Annotated in this window: 15 protein-coding genes and 1 riboswitch; of the genes, 9 read left to right on the plus strand and 6 right to left on the minus strand. The window is 64.1% G+C overall.

What is annotated here, in order from left to right:
* Positions 1–37: 37 nt before the first annotated feature.
* Entirely contained in the window at positions 38–1,168 is a 1,131-nt protein-coding gene (locus SB753_RS28130) for an FAD-dependent oxidoreductase (RefSeq protein WP_392395314.1), read from the minus strand.
* Positions 1,169–1,386: 218 nt separating this feature from the next.
* Positions 1,387–1,510: riboswitch (TPP riboswitch) on the minus strand.
* A gap of 381 nt (positions 1,511–1,891) precedes the next feature.
* Here SB753_RS28130 and SB753_RS28135 point away from each other — a divergent pair.
* From SB753_RS28135 to SB753_RS28155, 5 genes are all read left to right on the plus strand, one after another.
* Positions 1,892–3,643, plus strand: a complete 1,752-nt coding sequence (locus SB753_RS28135; protein ID WP_020070627.1) for an ABC transporter ATP-binding protein/permease — start codon at positions 1,892–1,894, stop codon at positions 3,641–3,643.
* Positions 3,640–4,500, plus strand: coding sequence for an SDR family NAD(P)-dependent oxidoreductase (locus tag SB753_RS28140; protein WP_410802979.1), 861 nt, complete (start codon positions 3,640–3,642; stop codon positions 4,498–4,500). The genes SB753_RS28135 and SB753_RS28140 overlap by 4 nt, the downstream gene beginning before the upstream one ends.
* Positions 4,501–4,709: 209 nt before the next feature.
* Positions 4,710–5,171 (plus strand): hypothetical protein, encoded by a 462-nt coding sequence (locus SB753_RS28145; RefSeq protein WP_288829180.1) that lies wholly within the window; start codon positions 4,710–4,712, stop codon positions 5,169–5,171.
* Positions 5,172–5,256: 85 nt separating this feature from the next.
* A complete protein-coding gene (locus SB753_RS28150) occupies positions 5,257–5,904 on the plus strand; it encodes a hypothetical protein (RefSeq protein ID WP_408201820.1) in 648 nt (215 codons plus the stop codon).
* Positions 5,905–5,992: 88 nt separating this feature from the next.
* Positions 5,993–6,736 carry a response regulator gene (locus tag SB753_RS28155; RefSeq protein WP_020070623.1) on the plus strand — a complete coding sequence of 248 codons (744 nt, stop codon included), beginning with the start codon at positions 5,993–5,995 and terminating at the stop codon, positions 6,734–6,736.
* Positions 6,737–6,838: 102 nt separating this feature from the next.
* On the opposite strand, the gene SB753_RS28160 is transcribed toward SB753_RS28155, so the two are convergent.
* The 3 genes from SB753_RS28160 to SB753_RS28170 form a co-directional block, all read right to left on the minus strand.
* Complete coding sequence (locus tag SB753_RS28160; RefSeq protein ID WP_408415766.1) at positions 6,839–7,480, minus strand: flagellar basal body L-ring protein FlgH; 642 nt, start codon at positions 7,478–7,480, stop codon at positions 6,839–6,841.
* A 93-nt stretch (positions 7,481–7,573) separates the two neighbouring features.
* Positions 7,574–8,311: a hypothetical protein gene (locus SB753_RS28165; protein WP_408201818.1), complete on the minus strand. Its 738-nt coding sequence runs from the start codon at positions 8,309–8,311 to the stop codon at positions 7,574–7,576.
* 3 nt (positions 8,312–8,314) lie between these two features.
* Complete coding sequence (locus SB753_RS28170; RefSeq protein WP_088176486.1) at positions 8,315–8,512, minus strand: DUF6726 family protein; 198 nt, start codon at positions 8,510–8,512, stop codon at positions 8,315–8,317.
* A gap of 665 nt (positions 8,513–9,177) precedes the next feature.
* Between SB753_RS28170 and SB753_RS28175 the strand changes: the two genes are divergently transcribed.
* Positions 9,178–9,918 carry a response regulator gene (locus SB753_RS28175; RefSeq protein WP_020070618.1) on the plus strand — a complete coding sequence of 247 codons (741 nt, stop codon included), beginning with the start codon at positions 9,178–9,180 and terminating at the stop codon, positions 9,916–9,918.
* Entirely contained in the window at positions 9,915–11,258 is a 1,344-nt protein-coding gene (locus tag SB753_RS28180; protein ID WP_410802981.1) for an ATP-binding protein, read from the plus strand. Before SB753_RS28175 ends, SB753_RS28180 begins: the two co-directional genes overlap by 4 nt.
* 226 nt (positions 11,259–11,484) lie before the next feature.
* On the opposite strand, the gene SB753_RS28185 is transcribed toward SB753_RS28180, so the two are convergent.
* Positions 11,485–12,429: a tyrosine-protein phosphatase gene (locus SB753_RS28185; protein ID WP_410802983.1), complete on the minus strand. Its 945-nt coding sequence runs from the start codon at positions 12,427–12,429 to the stop codon at positions 11,485–11,487.
* A gap of 372 nt (positions 12,430–12,801) precedes the next feature.
* Between SB753_RS28185 and SB753_RS28190 the strand changes: the two genes are divergently transcribed.
* Positions 12,802–14,061, plus strand: a complete 1,260-nt coding sequence (locus SB753_RS28190; protein WP_020070615.1) for an MFS transporter — start codon at positions 12,802–12,804, stop codon at positions 14,059–14,061.
* 43 nt (positions 14,062–14,104) lie between these two features.
* Positions 14,105–15,415 (plus strand): D-amino acid dehydrogenase, encoded by a 1,311-nt coding sequence (locus tag SB753_RS28195; RefSeq protein WP_410802985.1) that lies wholly within the window; start codon positions 14,105–14,107, stop codon positions 15,413–15,415.
* A 153-nt stretch (positions 15,416–15,568) separates the two neighbouring features.
* Here SB753_RS28195 and SB753_RS28200 read toward each other — a convergent pair whose 3' ends face one another.
* A complete protein-coding gene (locus SB753_RS28200; protein ID WP_410802986.1) occupies positions 15,569–17,038 on the minus strand; it encodes a glutamate synthase subunit beta in 1,470 nt (489 codons plus the stop codon).
* Positions 17,039–17,047 lie beyond the last annotated feature (9 nt).

The raw sequence follows: 17,047 nt of genomic DNA on the forward strand, positions 1-17,047 counted from the left end.
GCACAAGTGCTGACGGTACTGCGGCACGGTTCGGCGCTCATGCCGGCTCCCGCGCACAATCGTGCTGGAAAAGCTCGCTCCAGCGCGCGCCGCGCTGCCAGTCCGCGAACGCGTCGGCGTTGCCGATGCGCCCGTCCAGCAGCGCCGTCGCGAAGCGCACGGCTTCGTCGGCGACTTCGGGCACGATCATGTAGCCGTGCCGGTAAAGGCCGTTCACCCGCAGCGTCTGCGCGCCGTCCCACAGCAATGCCGGCCGATGATCGGGCAAAGTCGGGCGGCACTGCGAATTCAGCTCCAGAATGCGCGCCTCGCCAAAGCCCGGATGCACGGAAAACGCAGCGCTCAAAAGCTCCAGTGCGGAACGCACGCTGACGGGCGACATGTCCTCGCCTTCCACCTCGGTTGCGCCGATCACGTAGAGATCGTCCTGCTTCGGTGCAATGTAGAGCGGATAACGCGGATGCAGCAGCCGCACCGGGCGCGTCAGGTTAATGCCTGGCGCATGCACGCGTGCGACCTCACCGCGAATGCCGCGCAGCGTCGGCAGCACGGGTTTGGCGCCGAGGCCGCGGCAGTCGATCGTGACGCGCGCGGGCGGCAGCGCAGCGTCGCTAACAGGTGTATTCCAGTGAGTCTGAACGCCGCGTTGCGCAAGCCCTGCCGCAAGCGCGCGAAGCACCTGGCGGTTATCGAGCTGGCCTTCGCGCGGCAGGAGCCACCCCTGACTAAAGCGTCCCGCCAGCGCCGGCTCGGCCGCACCGAGCTGCGCGCCGGCCAGCGTGACGAAGCCGCCGTCCAGCAATTCGGCCGGCGCGTTCGAACGCACGCGTCGTTCGAACAACGGCGCCTCGGTGCGATCCGCGTGATGCCAGACGACGAGCGTGCCATTGCGCTGAAAGAACACCGGTTCGGGCAGTTCGGCCAGCACTTGCGGCCAGGTATCGAGCGAGGTCGCGCCCAATCGCGTGATCAGAAGTTCGGCACTCGCGGCTTCGGCGAGCGGCGCCAGCATCGCTGCGGCGACCCACGCGGCGGCTTGCGAACCGGCTGCGTCGCCGCGCTCATAGAGCGCGACGCGATGCCCTTGCCCGGCGAGCCGCCACGCGACGAGACGCCCGCACAGGCCGCCGCCGAGCACCGCGAAATCGGGTTGTGCAGAGCGGCTCATCGTGCGCACTCCGATCCAATGCAACGCGCAATGGCAACGCAGTGCACGCCGCCGGCGACGTGACAAGGAGCAAGAAACATAACTGAAGAATAGGCGGTCATCGAGTCCTTTCCGTACGGCCAAAAAGAAGCGCGTACCCAGGACGAAACCGGCGGGCAAGGCCGGCCAGGCAATAGCGTGCTTCAATGAAGAACGCCGCCCGGCGGGGAATGGAAGACTGGTTGCTTCCGGAAACTTCCCGCGCCGGTATTACCCGGATCGGGTGCAAAGGGTCTCTCTCAGCCTCGCTGCCGCAGCGTGAAAATCACGCCGCTCAAGTGCGAAGCACCCCTGTTTCGTCGAAGGTCATTAGACCATAAAAGGCGCGGCGCTCGCAAACGAGCGGCGCGCGGCATCGCACGCGCCTTGATCCGGCACCGCCTTGGGCGTCGCCCATATCGGCGGCGCGGCGCTCTGGCACAATGCCAGCAGAGATGGCGCAGCGAATTCAGCATGACGCGAGGCCTGGCGGCGCAAAGTCGCGGCGACGCAGGCGAAACACCCGCAGCGCGATCGCCGGAAAACTCGCGCCAATCATTAATTTTCGCTTAAGGGCTTCGCGCCAGAATCGGCAATCGCACCGGTGGTGCTTGCCGGGTGTCGCCACCCGCACACGCACAAATATTCGCAATGGGCCGGCCTGCGTGGGTCGGCCCGAATGGAACAGCACTCCTCAGGACGCTCATGACAACGAATACATCCGCCAGCCCCGCGCTGCCCCCAGACGAGAAAGTCTCCGCCTGGAGCCTGATCAAGCCCTACTGGGTGTCGGAAGAACGCAAGACGGCGTGGGCGTTGCTTCTCGCGATCATCGTGATGAATCTGCTGGTCGTGTGGATCAACGTCCGGCTCAACCGCTGGAGCGCCGACTTCTACAACGCGCTGCAAACCAAGAATGTGCGCGACTTCCCACATTTGCTGATGGTGTTTTCGGGCCTCGCGTTCGGCTACATCATTCTCGCGGTCTACGGGCGTTACATGCGGCAGATGCTCGGGTTCCGCTGGCGTCAGTGGCTCACCACGCGCTATCTGAACGAGTGGCTGCACGACAGCGCGTTCTACCGGATCGAGCGCGACCGTCTTGCCGACAACCCCGACCAGCGGATCAGCGACGACCTTCAGTCGTTCGCCACCACCACGCTGTCGCTCACGCTCGATCTGCTGTCCACGGTCGTCACGCTGGTGTCGTTCATCACGATCCTGTGGTCGCTCGCCGGCGCGCTGACCATCACGCTCGGCGGCGTTCCGCTGCACATCCCCGGCTATATGGTCTGGGCGGCCGCGCTTTACGCGGTGGTCGGATCGCTCGTGATCCAGAAAGTCGGCCACCCGCTCGTGCCGATCAACTATCAGGCACAGAAAGTCGAAGCGGATTTCCGTTTCGGCCTGATCCGTCTGCGCGAAAACGCGGAGCAGATCGCGTTCTACAACGGCATGGACACGGAGAAGAAAAACGCGCATTCGCTGTTCGGCCGGATTCGCGACAACTGGTGGCAGGTCATGAAGTACACGAAGCGATTGACTTTCGTGCTGAGCTTCTATGGCCAAATCGCAATTATTTTCCCGCTCGTCGTGGCTGCGCCGCGTTACTTCGCGGGCGCCTTCACGTTCGGCGTGCTGATGCAGATTTCGAGCGCGTTCGGCACCGTCAGCGATTCGTTCTCGTGGTTCATCAACAGTTACTCGACACTCGTCGAGTGGCGCGCAACCGTGAACCGGTTGCGCGAATTCAAGCGGGTCGTGCATGCACCGCGTCTAAAGGAATCGGTGTCGCCGGCCACCGCGCACGGCGGCATCAACCTGCATTTCGTCGACGCCGACTCGCTCACCACCGACCGCCTGAAGCTCGCGCTGCCCAACGGCACTCCGCTGTCGCGCATCCGCGATATCGCGATCGAACCCGGCTCACGGTGGCTCGTGCGCGGCCCATCCGGCTCGGGCAAGAGCACGTTGATGCGCGCGCTCGCCGGCCTCTGGCCGTTCGGCGACGGCTCAATAGACGCGCCGGTCAACGCGCGGATGATGTTCATTCCGCAAGTCAGCTACATGCCGATCGGCACGCTGAAGGCTGCGCTCACCTATCCGTCGGCAGCCGACACATATACCGACGACGAATGCCGCGAGGCGCTCGTCACCTGCCATCTGTCGCAGTACGCGGACCGTTTGCAGGAATCGGGGCACTGGACGCGCATGTTGTCGCCGGGCGAGCAACAGCGCCTTGCCGCGGCACGCGTGCTGCTGCACAAGCCAGACTACCTGTTCCTCGATGAAGCGACGAGCGCGCTCGACGCCGAAAACGAAGCGCGGCTGTATCGCCTCTTCACCGAGCGCCTGCCGAAGGCGGCGATTGTCAGCGTCGCGCACCGCGAATCGCTTGCTGCGTTCCATGACGAGACGCTCGAAGTCGAGCGTGCCAGCGAAGCGGTCGCCGCATGAATTCCGGCAGCGGTGCGACGAGCGGCAGCAACGCGGCTTTCGAGCGCGTCGTACTGATCACGGGCGCGGGGTCGGGCATCGGGGCCGCGCTCGCCCGGCGGCTCTCGGCTCTGCGGATGGCCGAGCAGGAGACAAGCGCCGCGTCGACGACCCCGCCCGCGATCGACGCTCCACGCATTGCGCTGATGTTGCACGCACGCGGTGCCGATCACGAATCGCGTCAGCGTCTCACGCAAGTTGCCGCCGAGTGCAGCGCGAATGGCGCGGCCTGCGCCACCGTCTTCGGCGACCTCGCCGAGCGAGGCGCAGCCGAACATGTGGTGCATCAAACGCTTGCAACCTTTGGCGCGCTCGATCAACTGGTCGCCAACGCAGGCCACGCGCAGCGCCAAACGTTGCAGACACTCGATCCCGACACGCTGGGCGCGGCCTTCGCGGCGATGCCCGCCGCGTTCGCAGCGCTTGTGAAACGCGCCACGCCGGCACTCGAAACGTCGAGGCGCGGACGCGTGGTCGCGCTCAGTTCATTTGTCGCACACCGTTATCGCGCCGACGCGCCATTTGCCGCCACAGCGGCCGCCAAGGCGGCGCTGGAATCGCTCGCGAAAACCGCGGCCGCCGAACTCGCGCCGCATGGCGTGACCGTGAACTGCGTCGCGCCAGGCTATACGCGCAAGGATCGCGGGCCGAGCCCCGATAACGCCGCAGTGTGGACGCACGCGGCCGAGGCGACGCCGCTTGGCCACATCGCCGAGCCGGCCGACGTCGCGGCGCTGATTGCCTTTCTGCTTTCCGACGAAGCGCGTCACATCACCGGCCAGGTGATTCACGTCGACGGCGGTTTGACGCTGGGTTGAACTACCGGGCCGAGTCACCGACGCCACCGACGCAATCATCGCGCGGGCCGCACAAACGGCAAGATCCGGAAACACGAAAGAACAGTTCGAAAGCATTTGCGAAGCGGGCGAGCTTTTCCGCCCTTTGAAAAGAGCCGACAACAGCGACGATAGTCGTGCGAGCCGTCCCCGCGGCCCGCAGTCATTCACTGCTAACGGACTCTTCGCTCATGTCACTCGATCGCCGCTCTCCTCATTTCACTCATCGCCTCGCACTTGCTCTCGGCGCGGCCATGCTGCTCGCGAGCGCCGCGCAAGCAGCACAAACCACGCCGCCGAACGAGCCGGCTGACGTGTGCCCTGCGCTCAAGCACATCGTCGAGGCGTCCGATTTCAAGCAGTTGCATACGCAACCGGCCGCACAACTGCCGGGCGTCGCAAGTGCGGAAGATTGCCGCTCCAACGCGCACGCTTACGACTGCCACTGGCGCGCGCATTGGCAGGCCGACGGAGTGGTCAACGATCCGCTCGAAGAAATCGGCGCGGACATCGCCGCCTGCTTTCCGAACGTCGTGCACGACGTCAATACGCCGACACGCCAGCACTTCGTCGTCACGACCGCCGAGCGACGCGTCAACGTGACGGCGAGCGTGCAAGGGCAGAACGAATTGCGTCTGCGCGTCACACGCTAGGCGTCGGGACCATGCGCGTCTTCCTGCGTCTCGCGCAGACGGTCGCTCTCTGTTGTTTGTGCTCATCGCCACCTGGCTCTGCTTCATGACCTTCCTGCCTGGCACACGCGCTAACGCTAACGCATTCACGCGAGCCCCTCGTGCGGCCTGGGTCAGGTTGCGGCGGCCGAGCGCAAAGCTCGTCGCCTGTACCACGTTGACAGTGGGACTGAACGGCTGCGCATGGACGCTGATCCAGGCAGCCGACGCCACCGGCTCCGTGATCCAGGCCGGCTATGCGATTGCCGCCAACTATTCGTCGCCGACCTTCGTGAACGGCCGTCCCGCCGATGTGCGACATGTCTGCATCGAAGTGAATCAGACGGTGTCGGTGGGCGACTTCGTGCCGGCGCTGCAACTCGCGCTGGATCGGCGCGGCATTCGTTCGGATGTCTACAATCCCGGCACTTCGCCCGCCGGCTGCGAGGCGCGCCTTGTCTACAACGCCGCGATCGACTATGGCCGCCGTTCGTTCAGCGACGAGTCGATCCAGTACCTGTCGATCATCGACTTGACGCTCGTGCAGAGCGGCCGCGTCCTCGTCACCGCGCGCTATCAGACGGGCGGCCTGAACACCGACCGTTTCTCTTCGGCATCGACCAAGCTCAATGGCCTCATCGACAAGATGGTCGTCGATCAGACCGACTTCAGCCGCCAGACGCTGCAAACAGTTCAGACTTCGCAGGTCAATTGAACCGCGCTCATTGTTTGTCTTACTCAGGAAAGGTTTGGAAAGCATCAACCGCTTTGCTGCGCTCGCGCCGATCACTAAGATGATCTGAATGAACCAATCCATTCTGGTCGTCGACGACGACCCCGTCGTACGTGAGCTCGTCAGCCAGTATCTGGAAGGGCGCGGCTTCAAGGTCGCCACGCTCGAGCATGGCATGGCGCTGCAGCGCAAGCTTCAGGACGAGCGCCCGGCGCTGATCGTGCTCGACATCATGATGCCCGAGCTCGACGGCATCAGCGCGCTGCGCGCGTTGCGCGTCGCGGGCGACGATATTCCCGTGATCCTTCTCACTGCTCGCGCGGATCCGATCGACCGCGTGATCGGTCTCGAACTCGGCGCGGACGATTATCTCGGCAAGCCCTTCGAACCGAGTGAACTGGTGGCGCGCATTCGCACCGTGCTACGGCGTCGCGGTTCGGTTGCGCCGAGCGCACCGGAACAGCGCGCGCCGTATCGCTTCGGCCGCTTCGAAGTCAATTTCCCGGCGCGCGAACTGCGCCTCGACGGCGAGCGCATCACGCTGCGTTCGAGCGAATTCGCAATGCTGAAAGTGTTCGTCACGCACGCGATGACAGTGCTCACGCGCGCGCAGTTGCTCGAAAAACTGCACGGCAATAGCGAGGCGCATCGCAACCGCAGCCTCGATGTGTCGATCTGGCGCTTGCGCCGTCTGATCGAGGTCGACCCGTCAGAGCCGCGCTATGTGCAAACGGTGTGGGGGCGCGGCTACGTGTTCGTCCCGGACGGCGAGATCGGCGCGGCTGAGCGCGGCCCAACTGCGCTTTCACAGTAAGCGCGGCAAGCGCCGCAGCGACACAAGATTGGACTCAAGCACGGCTCAGACATAACCGAAAGGCGGCGCGGACAAAACGCGCCGCGTTGCGCCGCGCCCGCTTCAGAAAGTCAGCACGCTAAGAAACATTCGCTGCAGCCAACCCATGGTTGTCGCATCGGAGAGCATCCCCACGCCCGCCTGTTCGATCCGTGCATTTGCGACCTTGCTCGAAGCCACGTAGTTACCTGCTTCGATATCCTTAGGATTGATGACGCCCGACAGACGCAGGCGGTCACGGTTGCCGCTCATCGAAATGATTTTTTCACCGGACACGACCAGGTTGCCCGTGGGCATCGTGCCGATCACCGTGACGGCGAGCGTCCCGGTCATGCCGCTCGCGTCGGTCAGGCTACCCTGCCCTTTGAACTCGGTGCTTGCGGAGCCGACGTTAAAGAGCCTTGCGAGACGGGCGGCGGCTCCGGTCGAATGATCGGCGGCATCCGCAGTGATGCTGCTTGCACGGCTGGCCGCCGCCGTCGAACTATTGTTGCCGCTATATGACTCCGACAGGCGGATCGTGAGCACGTCGCCGATGTGCTGCGCGCGCGGCGTCTCGTACAGCACCATCAGCGTGCCGGCCTGGTAGATCGCGCCCTGCGTGTTGACGTTCAGCGGCGCGGACACGAGCGGCGGCGCCATCGGCGTTTCGACGATCGACTTCTGTCCGCCGGCGCAAGCCGATAGAGCCACCACCGCGCACATCGCCGCGGAAAAACGAAGCTTAGGCATTGTTTTACTCCATGGCCTGATCGGCCTCATCTTCGAGTGGATTGGCTGTCAAGGGCGCATGGCGCCTCAACCGGCTTCCGCATCGCTTGCCTGCCACTGCCGCACGACCGACTTGACCCACGCGTCGGAACCCTTCAGCAGGTATGTCAGCGTGCCGTTGCGAGTGCCGGGCAAAAAACACAACGTGATCGAACTCACCGCGTTTTCCCATACGTAGACCGGCAGCGCGCCTGGCGCCGACACGTTCTGCGTCGCGTGACGCGGCGGGCCGTAGCGCTCCGCTAGCGCCTCGCGCAAGTCCTCTGCGGTGACTTCGTCGATCACAAACGAAATTTCGTATAGACGAAGCGCGCTTTGTTCTTCGCTTCTGTTTTCGCTTCGTCCCCCGATACGCGCGAAGCGCAGCACGTGCTCGGACGCCGGCGCGCCATCGACCACCGCTTGCGACAGCGCCCAACCGTTGTCGTCGCGATGTGCCCAGCGGCACGCGACTGTCAAACTCTCGTGCGACTTCAGCCGCATGCCGAGCACGCCCGCCTGTACGTCCGTCTCGCAGACCGGCACGCTGCCGATCGGCGTCGCGCGCACCTTCGAGCCCGCGCGGAATTCGTCGAGCGTGATGCCAAGCGCAATGCCGCGGAAGGCGAACGGCGTGTCCTGCGCGCGCCGCCGCGCGTCAGCCAAAGCGTCCTTCGACGCGGGAGCCGCCGCGCTCGCTTCGCGCGCCGCCGGTTGCGCCGGCACGGTCAGCGAAAACGTGCTGCAAACGAGCGCCAACGCGCAGGCAATCCGTTGGGGAGTCATGATTCAGTCGATCGCGGATGAACACATGTCGAACGGGCTGGCCGCCGCATGGCCGACGACCGGGATGATTTTCAGCGTGGCTGACGTGAGCCGGCAGGGCAGCGCGGCAACGGCGCAGCCGCCGAGCGGCAACAGCACCGCGCCGAGCGCGAGCCACACAGCGGCGCGGGTGAAACGCGCAAGGATTCTCGGGGTCGACACGCGGGCCTCGGCAGATCAGGCCGTCGTATTGACGTGGTGACCGACGAGGCCCGCGGGCGCCGGAGGCTGCGGCTGCGTTGCGGAAGCCGTGGCTTGCGCCGTGCCGCCGGTACTTGCGGAATTGCCCGCAGACGCGGGCTTTTCCGTCGTTTTGGTGGGCGCTACTGCAGAGAAGTGGGTGGAACTGAGGTTGCCTGGAACGGTCATGATGAGCCTCGCATGGTTTGGCGGAATGTCGGTCTTGCGCCGTCTATGCCGGACAGGGCCGTTAAGCACTTGCGGCGTGTGGCGCTACGTATTGCAGGACGAATCTTCGCGCCGCCGGGGCCGTGGCGATGCACGAAGAAAGACGCGCTTTCCGGCGGTTCTTACGACCGGTTTCGAACGATTGCCACTACTTCCCGGCGTGCGCAAACTGTTTCCGGAAAGCGGCCTGCGGCATGAGAACGCCGATCGACGCAACGCGCGACGTCGGCGACCGCGTGCTCATCGCGGCTGCCAGCCGCGTTGGCAACCGCGTTGCCAAATATGGCAGTGGTGAAATATGCTGTGAGCCTTGGGTGACGGGACTTACGCGCCAACGCGCCGATTTTGCGCAGCGCCGGGTAAGCATTGGTAAGAAAACAGTCGGCCGCGCGTTGCGCGCGTCAGTCTAGAATTTCGCCATGAATCCACAGGTCCTTATCGTCGACGACGATCCGGTCGTACGCGATCTGCTTTGCAAGTTCTTGCAGTCGAACGGCTTCGACGCGTCGGTGCTGCATGACGGCACCCATCTCCAGCGCAGGCTCGAGCGCGAACGGCCATCGGTCGTCGTGCTCGACATCATGATGCCGAACACCGACGGCCTACGCGCGCTCACCGCGTTGCGCGCCGCCGGTGACGACATTCCGGTGATCTTCGTCACGGCGCGCGGCACGGTGGCGGACCGCATAGTCGGGCTCTCGCTCGGGGCAGACGACTATCTGACCAAGCCGTTCGATCCGCGTGAACTGCTCGCGCGCATCCACACCGTTCTGCGCCGCCGCGGCCCTTCAACCACCAGTGCACCCGAAGCGCGCAAGCCGTACAAGTTCGGTCCGTTCGAACTGGACTTCGCCACGCGCTCGCTGTCGCGTGCGGACTCGAAGCTCCCGTTGCGCGACAGTGAGTTCGCGCTGCTGAAGATCTTCGTGAACAATCCCTATAAGGTGTTGTCGCGCGTGCTGATTCACGACCTCGTGCATCGCGACAATCTCGCATTCCGCGACCGCAGTCTCGACGTGCCGATCTGGCGGCTGCGCCGCGTGATCGAGGACGATCCGTCCAATCCGTGCTATGTGCAAACAGTGCGCGGCAAGGGTTACGTCTTCGTGCCCGACGCAGACGGCACACCGTTCTCCGACGAGGCCGCCTCGAACGCATGAGAAACCCGCTGAACACGCTGTTCGGCAGAATGGCGTTGCTTTCGACGGCGGTGCTCTTCGCGATTCAGGCCGGCTGGTTCGTTCTCGTGGTGATGCAGCCGCCGCGTCATGAAGTCGACGGCTTTGCGCGCGGCCTCGTGCTGGTACTGCAGGCGATCAACGGTGAGCCGATCAAGGGCGCCGCCCTTGCGCCCGCCATGCGCGTGCATCTCGTTCCGACCTGGAACATGCCGCCGAGCATCCATCTGCATGAACCGACGGAACGTCTCGTCGCCGACCTGGCGCGGCGCCTGCGTGACGATCTCCCGCCCGGCACGAAGATCGCCGTCGACGACCTGCGTCCGCCGCAACTGTGGGTGCTGTTTCCCGGCAAGTCGAACTGGGTGGTGCTGCCGGTCGACCTTCCGCCGCCGCCGCGCTTTCTGATCGAATCCGTTTCAATGCTGGCCGCCGCGCTCATCCTGTCGCTCTTCGCGGTCTGGCAGATGCAGCGGCCGCTGTCGCGCGTCGCCGATGCCGCGCGTGAGTTCGGTTCGGGCGTGCGGCCACAACCCGTCACAGTGCAAGGTCCGCGCGAACTGCGCGATCTGATCGGCTCGTTCAACGACATGATGCGGCGCCTGAACGAAGCCGGCGACGATCAGGCCGTCATGCTCGCCGGTGTCGCGCACGACCTGAAAGCGCCGCTCACGCGCCTGAAGTTACGCGCGAGCGTGCTGGTAGAGGAAAGCGAACGTGCGGGCTTGATACGCGATGTCGACTCGCTGACGAACATCGTCCAGCAGTTTCTCGAATTTGCCGGCCAATCCGCCGACGCGGGGCCTGCAGTAGATGTCGACGAGTTCCTGCGCGAACAGTTTTCCGCGAGCGACGGCTTCGCCGAACACACGGACAGCGGCGACGGCATGGACAGCGGCGACGGCATGGACAGCACTTCCAGCGCCGGGGAGACGCCGCTCTTCGCGCTCCATCTGCGCGCCGGCCCGTCGTTTACGCTGCCGCGCACACTGCTTGACCGGCTCGTGACGAACCTCGTCGATAACGCTTTGGAACATGGCGCGCCGCCCGTCGACATCGCCACCGAACGCGGCGACGGTTATTGGCTCATCCGAGTGCGCGACCATGGTGCGGGCATTCCTGACGAGCGCATTGCCGCGGCGATGAAACCGTTCGTGCGGCTCGACGCCGCGCGGGGCGGCGAGGGCCATTGCGGCCTCGGCCTTGCAATCGTCGCGCGGCTTGCGCACGATCGCGGCGGACGTTGCCATGTACGCAATCACGCGCAAGGCGGTCTGGAGGTGTGTATCGAACTGCCGGCGGCGTCTGCCGCGACCGCATAAGACGATAGCTGTGGCCGCGAATGAGCGCCGCGACCGATCCGCTTACGTCACCTTACCGGATCGTCTATCGCGTGGCCGGCGGCCGTATAGTCGGCCCCGGCAACCTCGATGCCGCCCTTCTCAGTCCGCCCGCTTGTTCGGGGCGGATTTTTTTTGCCCACGGTTTGATGCGTGCGTTTTATGCGCGGATTTGTCCGGCCCCAGCGAATGACTTTCCCTGCGCGCCTCAAACGACAAGCCGGCTGCGCAAACTCTCGATAGCCGACGCCGACACGCCAAGGCCTTCGGTCAGATAGCGCGTCATCGTGCCGTAGCTTGCCTGCACCTGATCGAAGCCCGCCTGCAGATAGCTTTCCTGAACGCCGAGCAAGGGCTCCTGGATCGCGGCGAGCGCGTCGCCGTCCTGCGCACGCAAAGTCTCTCTCTGCGACCTGATCGCCTGTGCGCGATAGACGTTGCTCAGCAGGTAGTCCTGCATGATGACGTCGAGCGGCACGTTAGCAATGCTCTGCAACAACGCGGCAACCCAACCCGCGCGATCCTTACCGGCGTTCGAATGGAACAGCTGCGCGCCCGCGCCATCGGCCAGCTGACGTAGCAGCGCGCCGTAGTTCGCCCGTTGCGCGGCGCCGGTTACATAGGCGCGAGCCTCGGACTCCATGAAAGCCGCCGCGCCGCCCGCAGAATTGAAGGCGGGCGTGATGAAGTCGCGAGCGCCAAGTACATTCAACGTCTGCGATACAGTGGCACGCGGCAGGATATCTGCCGTCCGCTCGATCTCGCCCGGCGTGCGCAAATCGAAGATGCTGGCAATGCCGAGACTTTCGATTTCGGTCTGGTCAGCCACGCTGAGCGCGAGCACGTTCGCGCGAAAGAACACGCCTCGGCGCATCGTTTTGCCGTCGGCAGTTGGATAGCCTGCGGCGGCGCCCGCGACATCGCGGAAATTATCGACCGAGGCCAGTCGCGGCGTCTCGCCCTGCTCAGTATCCAGGTTGCCGCCGCCGCACGCGGAGAGCAGCGAAGCGCCGATACCGGACGCCAGCAGCACGCTTGCCGAACCCTTCAGGAACGTCCGGCGCGACCCGCTCGCGGCAAGTTGGCGCGCGGGCACGGCCACGTGCGCAAAGTGGCGGCGAGGCTCCGGGCAGATTTTCGCGGTGGCGGGCATTAGGCGATCAGATGTGGCAGGCGCGAGTGTGAGCAGACAATGTGCAGCCGATGCGCTGCGTGCGCAGTGTAACGGTGTTCATTATCTTTTTGGTTACGGCGTATTAGTTCGTAAGCAACGGCTTTCGCGAGCTTTCGCCGTCTTGCATGCATCGGCTGGTATGCCGTCCAGCGCGCCCTCGCCGGATCCGTTTCTTTCGCATCTCGTCTGTTGTCCGCTGCTTACCCGTTGTTGCCATGACTGCTGCCATGATTGCTGCGATGTTCGCTGCCAATTTTGACCACAACTGGCCGCATGTTGCCTCGTCCCCGTAGAATAGAAACACCTCCCACGAGCCGCCGGCACACAAAAAACCAGGAGAACACAACAAACATGCCTTCTCTCCAATGGTTCACCGAACTGACGCAGCGGGAACGCCGCACCCTGTACGCCGGTTTCGGCGGCTATGCGGTCGATGCGTTCGATTTCATGATTTACTCGTTCCTCATTCCGACGCTGATCGCGACGTGGGGCATGACCAAAAGCGAAGCGGGCATGATCGCCACGAGTTCGCTCATTTCGTCGGCGTTGGGCGGCTGGCTCGCCGGCATTCTGGCCGATCGGTACGGCCGCATCCGCGTGCTTCAATGGACGATCGCCACCTTCGCGTTATTCACGTTTCTGTCGGGCTTCACGCATTCGTTCTGGCAACTGCTCGCCACACGCACCCTGCAAGGAATCGGCTTCGGCGGTGAATGGTCGGTCGTGACGATCATGATGGCCGAGACGATCCGCTCGCCGCAGCATCGCGCGAAAGCCGTGGGCACCGTGCAAAGCAGCTGGTCGTTCGGCTGGGCGGCGGCGGCCATCGTCTACTGGGCATTTTTTGCGTTGCTGCCCGAACAGTATGCGTGGCGTGCGTGCTTCTGGATCGGTCTGCTGCCCGCCGCCTGGATCATCTACATTCGCCGCAACGTCAGCGACCCCGACATCTATCTGCAGACGCGCCGTGCACGTGAGAGCGGTTTCGAAACTGCGCATTTCCTGCAAATTTTCTCGGGGCCGCACTTGCGCATCACACTGCTTGGCAGCGCGTTGTGCACCGGCATGCTCGGCGGTTACTACGCGATCACCACGTGGCTGCCCACCTATCTGAAGACCGTGCGTCATCTGTCCGTGTTCAACACGAGCGGCTATCTGATCGTGCTGATCGTCGGCTCGTTCACCGGTTATATCGTGGGCGCGATCTTGTGCGACAAGATTGGACGCCGCGCGTCCTTCATTCTGTTCGCGGTCGGCTCGTTCGTGCTCGGCATGGTCTACACGATGCTGCCGGTCACCGACGGCATGATGCTTGCGCTCGGATTTCCACTCGGCATCGTCGTGCAAGGGATTTTCGCGGGTGTGGGCGCCTATTTGTCGGAGCTTTATCCCAATGCGATCCGCGGCTCCGGGCAAGGCTTCTGCTACAACCTTGGGCGCGGCTTCGGCTCGTTCTTTCCGATTCTCGTCGGCACCCTTTCGCAGGGCATGTCTCTGGTGAAGGCAATGGGCATCGTCGCCGGTGCGGGTTATCTGCTCGTGATCGTCGCCGCGTTGTGCCTGCCCGAAACCAAGGGCAAGGTGCTCGGCACGGCCAGTCCCGCCGCCTGACTTTGTCGCTGATTTTTGGCGCTGATTCCTGCCCACTAAGCACATGAAAACGATTGTTCTGGGAGGCGGCGTGATCGGCGTCGCGACCGCTTTCTACCTGCGCCAGCAAGGCTGCGAGGTCACGGTGATCGAGCGGGAGCCGGACGTCGCGCTCGCCACGAGTTTCGGCAACGCGGGCGTGATCGCACCCGGCTACGTGACGCCGTGGGCCGCGCCGGGCATGCCGACGAAGATCCTCAAGTACCTGTTCAAGCCAGCGTCGCCGCTGATCTTCCGTCCTACCCTCGACCCGGCTCAGTGGCGCTGGATCGCGCGCTGGTTGCGCGAATGCGACCTCGAACGCTTTCGCGTCAACAAGCAGCGGATGCAGCGAATTGCCTATTACAGCCGGGACTGCCTGCACGAATTTCGCAGCCGTCATCCGTTTGATTACGGGCGCAGCCAAGGGTATCTGCAACTGTTTCGCAGCGAGTACGACGTCGAACTCGCGCAACCGGCGCTGGCTGTGCTGCGCGACGCGGGCATCGCATATCGGGAAGTGAACCCCGCGCAATGCGTCGATATCGAGCCGGGTTTGCGCTGGGCGCGCGCGACTCCGGTGTCGGGCATTCATCTTCCCGACGACGAAGCCGGCGACTGCGCCCGCTTCACGCGCGAATTACGAGCTATCTGCGAGCGCCACGGCGTGCAGTTTCGCTTCGACACGCGCGTGACATCGATCGACGTGCACGGCGGTGCGCTGCGTGGTGTGCGTGTGGAAAGTGAAGCCGGTGGACGACCGGACGGTGCAAACGGCGCAAACGGTGCAACTGGCGCCGCTGAAATCGTACAGGCCGATAACGTCGTGGTGGCGCTGGGCGTCGACAGTGCGGCGCTGCTTGCACCGCTCGGCGTTAAGGTGCCGCTCTATCCGGTGAAGGGATATTCCGCAACGCTGCCCGTGATCGATGATGAGAAAGCCCCACGGGCCGCGCTTATGGACGAGTCGCTCAAGACAGCCATCACGCGCTTCGGCAACAACCTGCGGGTGGCGGGCACAGCCGAGTTGGGCAACCGGCAGACCACGCTGCGCGAGCAGGCGCTACAAACGCTGATGAAAGTGCTGGATGACTGGTTTCCGCATGCCGCCGCGCCGACGTCCGCACACTTCTGGGTGGGTCGCCGCCCAATGACGCCCGACGGCGCGCCATTGCTCGGACCTTCGGGCATCGACAATTTGTGGCTCAACCTCGGGCACGGCTCGACGGGCTGGGCGATGTCGATGGGCTCGGCGCGGGTAGTCGCCGATCTGATCACGCAGCGCAAGCCGGAGATCGATCTCGACGGGCTCACGTTGGCGCGTTATGGGAAGTGACGCGGCGAGCTGAATCGCAAGCAGCACATATGAAAAAACCGGGTCACCCTGTCGGGCGCCCGGCTCTGTTTTACCGCTTCGATGTGCCTTCTGACGTGCCGCTTCGTGCACCGCTTAACGGACGACGCCGTTGCGGCAAACCAGCGGCGACGTTTAGCGCGGCAGGTCCGAATGCCCCATCAGGAAAGCATCGACCGAACGTGCGCACTGACGGCCTTCGCGAATCGCCCACACGACGAGCGACTGGCCACGGCGCATATCGCCGGCAGTGAACACCTTGTCCACCGACGTGTAGTACGCCTTGTCACCTTCGGTGGTGGCCCGCACGTTGCCGCGCGCGTCCTTGTCGACGCCGAAGGCTTCCAGCACAGGCGACACCGGCTGCGTGAAGCCCATGGCGAGGAGCACGAGGTCGGCCTTCATTTCGAACTCGGAGCCCGGCACTTCGACCATCTTGCCGTCCTTCCATTCGACACGCGCCGCAATCAACTTCTCGACCTTGCCGTTCTTGCCTTCGAGGCGCTTGGTCGCGACAGCCCAATCGCGCGAACAGCCTTCCTCATGCGACGACGACGTGCGCAGCTTGATCGGCCAGTACGGCCACACGAGCGGCTTGTTCTCTTCTTCCGGGGGTTGGGGCAGCAGTTCGAACTGCGTGACGCTCTTCGCGCCGTGACGGTTCGACGTGCCCACGCAGTCCGAACCGGTATCGCCGCCGCCGATCACGACGACGTGCTTGCCCTTGGCAAGCAGCTGGTTCGGGACTTTGTCGCCGGCATTGACCTTGTTCTGCTGCGGCAGGAATTCCATTGCGTAATGGATGCCTTCCAGTTCACGGCCCGGCACCGGCAGATCGCGCGGCGTTTCCGAACCGCCGGCTACCACGACCGCGTCGAAGTCTTCCTTCAACTGGTCCGGCGTGATGGTTTCCTTTGCGGTGTTGCCGATGTAGGCCGGCAGCGAATCGGCCTTACCGATGAACACGTTGGCGCGGAACGTCACGCCTTCGGCTTCCATCTGGCGCATACGGCGATCGATCAGCCACTTCTCCAGCTTGAAATCGGGAATGCCGTAGCGCAGGAGACCGCCAATGCGGTCGTTCTTTTCGAACACCGTCACATCGTGACCGGCGCGCGCGAGTTGCTGAGCGACCGCCAGACCGGCAGGACCGGAACCGACCACGGCAACCTTCTTGCCCGTCTTGTGCTTCGGCGGCAACGGCGCGACGCAGCCTTCGGCCCATGCCTTGTCGATGATCGCGTGTTCGATCGACTTGATGCCGACCGGGTCGTCGTTAATGCCGAGCGTGCACGCCGCTTCGCACGGCGCCGGGCAGATGCGGCCCGTGAACTCCGGGAAGTTGTTCGTGGAGTGCAACACCTCGATCGCCGTCTTCCAGTCCTGTTGAAAAACCAGGTCGTTGAAGTCCGGGATGATGTTGTTCACCGGGCAGCCGTTGTTGCAGAACGGAATGCCGCAGTCCATGCAACGTGCGCCTTGAACCTTCGCTTCGTCGTCGGTGAGTGCGGCGACGAATTCCTTGTAGTGCTTCACGCGTGTGAGCGGAGCTTCATACGCCTCGTGGCGGCGCTCGAACTCGAGAAAACCGGTTGCCTTGCCCATGTGGTTCTC

Source organism: Paraburkholderia sp. SIMBA_053, assembly GCF_046534895.1.
GTDB lineage: Bacteria > Pseudomonadota > Gammaproteobacteria > Burkholderiales > Burkholderiaceae > Paraburkholderia > Paraburkholderia caledonica.